Origin of the sequence: Streptomyces sp. NPDC091209 (assembly GCF_044757755.1) — a bacterium.
GTDB lineage: Bacteria > Actinomycetota > Actinomycetes > Streptomycetales > Streptomycetaceae > Streptomyces.
On sequence record NZ_JBIVVR010000005.1, the window covers coordinates 609,771 to 616,086 of the forward strand.

Annotated in this window: 7 protein-coding genes and 1 pseudogene; all 8 read left to right on the forward strand. The window is 68.3% G+C overall.

Features of this window, described 5'->3' with window-relative positions; translation table 11 throughout:
• Positions 1-45 precede the first annotated feature (45 nt).
• Positions 46-310, forward strand: a pseudogene (locus ACIQRL_RS18295) (potassium transporter TrkA); the annotation flags it as partial.
• Between the two features lie 175 nt (positions 311-485).
• Positions 486-728, forward strand: a complete 243-nt coding sequence (locus ACIQRL_RS18300; RefSeq protein ID WP_401332375.1) for a hypothetical protein — start codon at positions 486-488, stop codon at positions 726-728.
• A complete protein-coding gene (gene kdpF / locus ACIQRL_RS18305; RefSeq protein ID WP_033264828.1) occupies positions 725-814 on the forward strand; it encodes a K(+)-transporting ATPase subunit F in 90 nt (29 codons plus the stop codon). The genes ACIQRL_RS18300 and kdpF overlap by 4 nt, the downstream gene beginning before the upstream one ends.
• 8 nt (positions 815-822) lie before the next feature.
• On the forward strand, positions 823-2,487 hold the full coding sequence (kdpA, locus tag ACIQRL_RS18310; protein WP_401332377.1) for a potassium-transporting ATPase subunit KdpA: 1,665 nt from the start codon (positions 823-825) through the stop codon (positions 2,485-2,487).
• Positions 2,484-4,616 carry a potassium-transporting ATPase subunit KdpB gene (kdpB, locus tag ACIQRL_RS18315; RefSeq protein ID WP_401332379.1) on the forward strand — a complete coding sequence of 711 codons (2,133 nt, stop codon included), beginning with the start codon at positions 2,484-2,486 and terminating at the stop codon, positions 4,614-4,616. Before kdpA ends, kdpB begins: the two co-directional genes overlap by 4 nt.
• A 24-nt stretch (positions 4,617-4,640) precedes the next feature.
• A complete protein-coding gene (locus ACIQRL_RS18320; protein ID WP_401332381.1) occupies positions 4,641-5,309 on the forward strand; it encodes a potassium-transporting ATPase subunit C in 669 nt (222 codons plus the stop codon).
• Between the two features lie 124 nt (positions 5,310-5,433).
• Entirely contained in the window at positions 5,434-6,117 is a 684-nt protein-coding gene (locus ACIQRL_RS18325) for a response regulator (RefSeq protein ID WP_401332383.1), read from the forward strand.
• A 99-nt stretch (positions 6,118-6,216) separates the two neighbouring features.
• On the forward strand, positions 6,217-6,316 hold a 100-nt coding region (locus tag ACIQRL_RS18330), incomplete at its 3' end, for a hypothetical protein (protein WP_401332433.1).

Consider the following 6,316-nt stretch of genomic DNA (forward strand, 5'->3'; position numbering starts at 1 on the left):
CGTCGTGACGAGCGCGGGAGGGGACGGCGTGCTGACCGGATATCCGATACGGGGGTGGTGATACGGCTGTATGACGACGACTTCGCCGCCACCCTGCGCGCCTCCTGCCCCGACGCGCCCACCCGCAGCCGCAGTGTTTCGGCGCTCGCGGCGCCCTCCTTCGCCGCGATGATGGGCCGCCACGTGCTGGGAGTGATGCCGGTCGAGCGGGTTTCGCTGTTGTTCACGGTGGTCGATGTGGCCGGTCACCCCGAACGGACGCTCGGTCCCTGAGGCGTTCCGCGAGCACGAGTGGCGGGTCCTGGCCGTCGGCTCCGCCATGGCGCATCCCGAGTCCTTAGCACCCGGAAGAGGAGCGTGCCGAGCCCGGCCCGCAGCCCGCCGCGTGGTGATCCGCCGGCTGCGGTTCCGCGTCTTCTGACGCCTCGCCTCGACGGCCCGCACCTGGATGGCGCGGGCACGCGGGCCGTCGACGATTCAGGCGGATGGGGGATCCGTTCCGGCAGATGGATGAGCCGGCCGTAAGGGTTCCGTCAAAGGCGCCCGAGCCTCCGTATGGGAGCCGTCAACGGCGCTCGGATCCGGCCAGAGAGACGGTTTCCTCTAACCGTCAGTTCAATTCCGAACCTGTTCTAGGAGTTCCGATGGCCGACGTGGCCTTCGTCGTCACCACGATCGCGGTGTTCGCGCTGGTGGCTCTCGTCGCCAAGGGGGTGACGAAGCTGTGACCGCCGAGAACATCGTCGGCCTGGTCGTGGCCGTCGCCCTGCTGGGCTATCTCGTCCTCGCCCTTGTCTTCCCGGAGAGGTTCTGAGCCTCGCCATGAGTCCCGTTCTCGCCGGCGTGCTCCAGCTGCTCGCGCTCATAGCGGCACTGGCACTCGCCTACCGTCCCCTGGGCGACTACATGGCCCGGGTCTACTCCTCCGACAAGCACCTGCGGGTCGAGAAGTGGATCTACAAGGGCATCGGCGCCGACCCGGACACGGAGATGCGCTGGCCCGCCTACCTGCGCGGTGTCCTGGCCTTCTCCGCCGTCAGCGTCCTCTTCCTGTACGTCCTCCAGCGTGTGCAGGGCCACCTGCCCGGCTCGCTGGGCTTCACGGCGATCGACCCGGACCAGGCGTTCAACACCGCCGCGTCCTTCGTCACGAACACCAACTGGCAGTCGTACTACGGCGAGCAGGCCATGGGCCACGTCGTGCAGACCGCCGGTCTGGCCGTGCAGAACTTCGTCTCGGCGGCCGTCGGCATCGCGGTGGCGGTGGCTCTCGTCCGCGGCTTCGCCCGCTCGCGCACCGGTGAGCTGGGCAACTTCTGGTCCGACCTGGTGCGCGGCACGGTCCGCATCCTGCTGCCGCTGTCAGTGGTCGCCGCGGTCGTGCTGGTGGCGTGCGGTGCCATCCAGAACTTCGCCGGCATCCACGAGGTGGGCCAGTTCTTCGGTGGTTCGCAGCAGTGGAACGGTGGTGCGGTGGCCTCGCAGGAGGCGATCAAGGAGGTGGGCACGAACGGCGGCGGTTACTTCAACGCCAACTCCGCGCATCCCTTCGAGAACCCGACGCCGTTCTCGAACCTGTTCGAGATCTTCCTGCTGCTGGTGATCCCGTTCGCGCTGACCCGCACCTTCGGCCAGATGGTCGGCAGCGTCCGGCAGGGCTACGCGATCCTCGCCACGATGGTCACCATCTGGATCGGTTTCACCGCGCTGATGATGGCCACCGAGTTCCACCACCACGGTCCCGCGTTCGACATCGCGGGCGGGGCGATGGAGGGCAAGGAGACCCGCTTCGGTGTCGGCGCCTCGTCGATCTTCGCGGTGGCGACCACGCTGACCTCGACGGGCGCGGTGGACTCCTTCCACTCCTCGTTCACCGGACTCGGCGGCGGCATCACCATGCTGGGCATGCAGCTCGGCGAGATCGCGCCCGGTGGTACCGGCTCCGGCCTCTACGGCATGCTGATCATGGCGATCATCGCGGTGTTCATCGCGGGTCTGATGGTCGGGCGTACACCGGAATACCTGGGCAAGAAGATCGGTACCCGCGAGATCAAGTTCGCGGCCCTCTACATCCTGATCACCCCGGCGCTGGTGCTCGTCTTCACCGCCGCGGCGATGGCCCTGCCCACCCCGGGCCACTCGATGACCAACTCCGGCGCGCACGGATTCTCCGAGATCCTCTACGCCTACACCTCGGGCGCCAACAACAACGGTTCGGCCTTCGCCGGTCTGAACGCGGACACCCAGTGGTTCAACAGCACGATCGGGCTGGTCATGCTGCTCGGCCGGTTCGTGCCGATGGTGTTCGTCCTCGCGCTGGCCGGTTCGCTGGCCGGGCAGCAGCCGGTCCCGGCGACCGCGGGCACCCTGCGCACCGAGAAACCGCTGTTCACCGGTCTGCTGGTGGGCGCGATCCTGATCATCACCGGCCTGACCTACTTCCCGGCCCTCGCCCTGGGCCCGCTGGCCGAGGGGCTGGCGTCATGACCACTCGCACAGACAATCAAGAGGACGCCGTGTCCACGACTGTTCCCACTCGGGCGCCGCACAGTGATGTGCCGACCGGCCACAAGGACGAAGGAAAGGTCGGCGCGGGCCTGTTCGACGCCAGGCAGCTGCTCAGGTCGCTGCCGGACGCCGTCCGCAAGCTCGACCCGCGGGTGATGGTCAAGTCGCCCGTGATGTTCGTCGTCCTGGTCGGCTCCGTTCTGACGACGGTGTTCTCCTTCAAGGACCCGGGCGACTGGTTCGGCTGGGCGATCAGCGCCTGGCTGTGGCTCACCGTCGTCTTCGCCAACCTGGCGGAGGCGGTGGCCGAAGGCCGCGGCAAGGCGCAGGCGGACACCCTCAGGAAGGCGAAGACGGACACGGTCGCGCGTCGGCTCTCCGAGGACGGCAGGTCCGAGGAGCAGGTGCCCGGCACCGAGCTGCGCGTCGGTGACCTGGTGGTCTGCGAGGCGGGCGACATCATCCCCGGCGACGGTGACGTCGTCGAGGGGGTCGCGTCGGTCGACGAGTCGGCCATCACCGGCGAGTCGGCCCCGGTCATCCGGGAGTCCGGCGGCGACCGGTCGGCGGTCACCGGCGGCACGAAGGTCCTCTCCGACCGGATCGTCATCAAGATCACGACGAAGCCCGGCGAGACCTTCATCGACCGGATGATCGCCCTGGTCGAGGGCGCGGCCCGGCAGAAGACGCCCAACGAGATCGCGCTGAACATCCTTCTCGCGTCGCTCACGATCGTCTTCCTGCTCGCGGTGGCCACCCTGCCGCCGTTCGCCGACTACGCCGGCACGCACCTCACCATGGTCGTGCTGGTGGCCCTCCTGGTCTGCCTGATCCCGACGACCATCGGCGCCCTGCTCTCCGCGATCGGCATCGCGGGCATGGACCGGCTGGTCCAGCGCAACGTCCTGGCCATGTCCGGAAGGGCCGTCGAGGCCGCCGGTGACGTCTCCACCCTTCTTCTCGACAAGACCGGCACCATCACGCTGGGCAACCGGCAGGCGTCGGAGTTCGTACCGGTGACCGGGACGACCGAGGCCGAGGTCGCGGACGCCGCCCAGCTCTCCTCGCTGGCCGACGAGACCCCCGAGGGCCGCTCCATCGTGGTCCTCGCGAAGGAGAAGTACGGGCTGCGCGAACGCCACCAGGGCGAACTCGCGGACGCCGAGTGGATCACCTTCACCGCCCAGACCCGCATGTCGGGTGTGAACGTCGACGGCCGGAAGATCCGCAAGGGCGCGGCCGGTTCGGTCATCACCTGGGTCCAGGAACAGGGCGGTGAGGTGTCCGCCGACGCCGACATCTTGGCCAACCGGATCTCCGAGTCGGGCGGCACCCCGCTCCTCGTCGCCGTCCAGGATGCACGCGGCGCACGGGTCCTGGGGGTGATCCACCTCAAGGACGTCGTCAAGGACGGCATGCGCGAGCGGTTCGACGAGCTGCGCCGCATGGGCATCAAGACCATCATGATCACGGGCGACAACCCGCTGACCGCGAAGGCGATCGCCGAGGAGGCGGGCGTCGACGACTTCCTCGCGGAGGCGACCCCCGAGGACAAGATGGCGCTCATCAAGCGGGAGCAGGCGGGCGGCAAGCTCGTCGCGATGACCGGCGACGGCACCAACGACGCCCCCGCGCTGGCGCAGGCGGACGTGGGCGTGGCCATGAACACCGGCACCTCGGCCGCCAAGGAGGCCGGGAACATGGTGGACCTGGACTCCAACCCCACCAAGCTCATCGAGATCGTCGAGATCGGCAAGCAACTGCTGATCACCCGGGGCGCGTTGACGACGTTCTCCATCGCCAACGACGTCGCCAAGTACTTCGCGATCATCCCGGCGCTGTTCGCCGCGGTCTACCCGGGCCTGGACAAGCTCAACATCATGCACCTGTCCTCGCCCGACTCCGCGATCCTCTCCGCGGTCATCTTCAACGCGCTGATCATCATCGCGCTGGTGCCCCTCGCCCTGCGGGGCGTGCGCTACCGCCCGGTCAGCGCCGACAAGCTGCTGCGGCGCAACCTCGGGATCTACGGCCTCGGCGGCCTGGTCGCCCCGTTCATCGGCATCAAGATCATCGACCTGCTCATCTCCCTCATCCCCGGCCTGTAACTCCTCGAAAGCGTGCTGATCCTCATGAACAACTCGGTAACCAACACAGGCCGGTTGCTCTGGGCCGGCCTGCGCGCCCTGCTCGTGCTGACCGTCGTGTGCGGCGTGATCTACCCGCTGGCCGTCACCGGTATCGCCCAGGGCCTGTTCTCCCATCAGGCGAACGGCTCGGAGATCAAGGCGGACGGCAAGGTGGTCGGCTCCTCGCTCATCGGGCAGGCCTACAACCTGCCGCTGAAGAAGGGCCAGCAGACCCCGGAGCCCGACCTGAAGTGGTTCCAGGGCCGCCCGCAGAACGGCCTCGGCACCAACAGCGTCAACACCCAGTACAAGCTGATCCTGTCCGGCGCCACCAACCGTTCCGGTGACAACGCCGACCTGATCAAGTGGGTCAAGGACGCCAAGGCCGCCGTCATCAAGGACAACTCGGTCCCCGGCTACACGGTCAAGCCCGCGGACGTGCCCGCCGAGGCGGTCACCTCCTCCGGCTCCGGCCTCGACCCGGACATCTCCCCGAAGTACGCCGACATCCAGGTGCACCGGATCGCGGAGAAGAACGGCCTGCCCGTCGCCCAGGTGCAGAAGCTGGTCGACGAGCACACCGACGGCCGGACCCTCGGCTTCATCGGCGAACCCCGGGTCAACGTCCTCGAACTCAACACCGCGCTCAAGGCGCTTGTGGCGAAGAACTGATGGCGTTATGCGCACCGTGCGGGAGTTGGCGACCGGGGAAGACACCCCGGCTCGTCGACTCCCGCGTTCACGAGGCCGGTTCCACGGGATCCGGCCCTCCGTCCCACAGGGAAGGCGCACACCGATGACCCGGGTACTGGTGGTGGAGGACGACCCTCAGCTCGTCCGGGCCCTCGTGATCAACCTGCGGGCCCGCAAGTACGGAGTGGACGCGGCCCCCGACGGCACCACCGCCCTGCGCATCGCCGCCGCCCGGCAGCCCGACGTGGTGCTGCTCGACCTCGGGCTGCCCGACATGGACGGCACGGACGTCATCAAAGCCCTGCGCGGCTGGACCCGCGTACCGATCCTGGTGCTGTCCGCGCGCCGGGCCTCCGACGAGAAGGTCGCCGCGCTCGACGCGGGCGCCGACGACTACATCACCAAGCCGTTCAGCATGGACGAACTGCTGGCCCGGCTGCGCGCCGCCGTCCGCCGCACCGAGGACATTCCCCTCACCCCCGAGACGACATTCGTCACGACGGACGTCTTCACCCTCGACCTGCTCGCCAAAAAGGCCACCCGCGCCGGGCACGACGTACGCCTCACGCCCACCGAGTGGCATCTGATGGAGATCCTGGTCACCAACCCCGGCCGGCTCGTCACGCAGAAGCACCTGTTGCAGGAGGTGTGGGGAGCCAGCCAGAGCGACAAGACCAACTACCTGCGGGTCTACATGGCCCAACTCCGCCGCAAGCTGGAGGCGGACCCCGCCCACCCCCGATACCTCATCACCGAACCCGGCATGGGTTACCGCTTCGAACGCTGAGTCCCTGGCTGAGATCCCGACCGGATTCCCGACCGGATCTCTTTCGCGACCACCCCCGGAACCTTACGGCCCCGCCCGTAGAGACGAAGAGACGAGAAGATGGCACGCGGCAAGCTTCGGATCTATCTCGGTGCGGCACCGGGTGTCGGCAAGACGTACGCGATGCTCTCCGAGGCGCATCGCCGCGTCGAGCGGGGGA

Bases quoted from the DNA above. Each gene is read 5' to 3' on its own strand.
- ACIQRL_RS18300 (WP_401332375.1), top strand. From the start codon at position 486: ATGGGGGATCCGTTCCGGCAGATGGATGAGCCGGCCGTAAGGGTTCCG.
- kdpA (WP_401332377.1), top strand. From the start codon at position 823: ATGAGTCCCGTTCTCGCCGGCGTGCTCCAGCTGCTCGCGCTCATAGCG.
- kdpB (WP_401332379.1), top strand. From the start codon at position 2,484: ATGACCACTCGCACAGACAATCAAGAGGACGCCGTGTCCACGACTGTT.
- ACIQRL_RS18320 (WP_401332381.1), top strand. From the start codon at position 4,641: ATGAACAACTCGGTAACCAACACAGGCCGGTTGCTCTGGGCCGGCCTG.
- ACIQRL_RS18325 (WP_401332383.1), top strand. From the start codon at position 5,434: ATGACCCGGGTACTGGTGGTGGAGGACGACCCTCAGCTCGTCCGGGCC.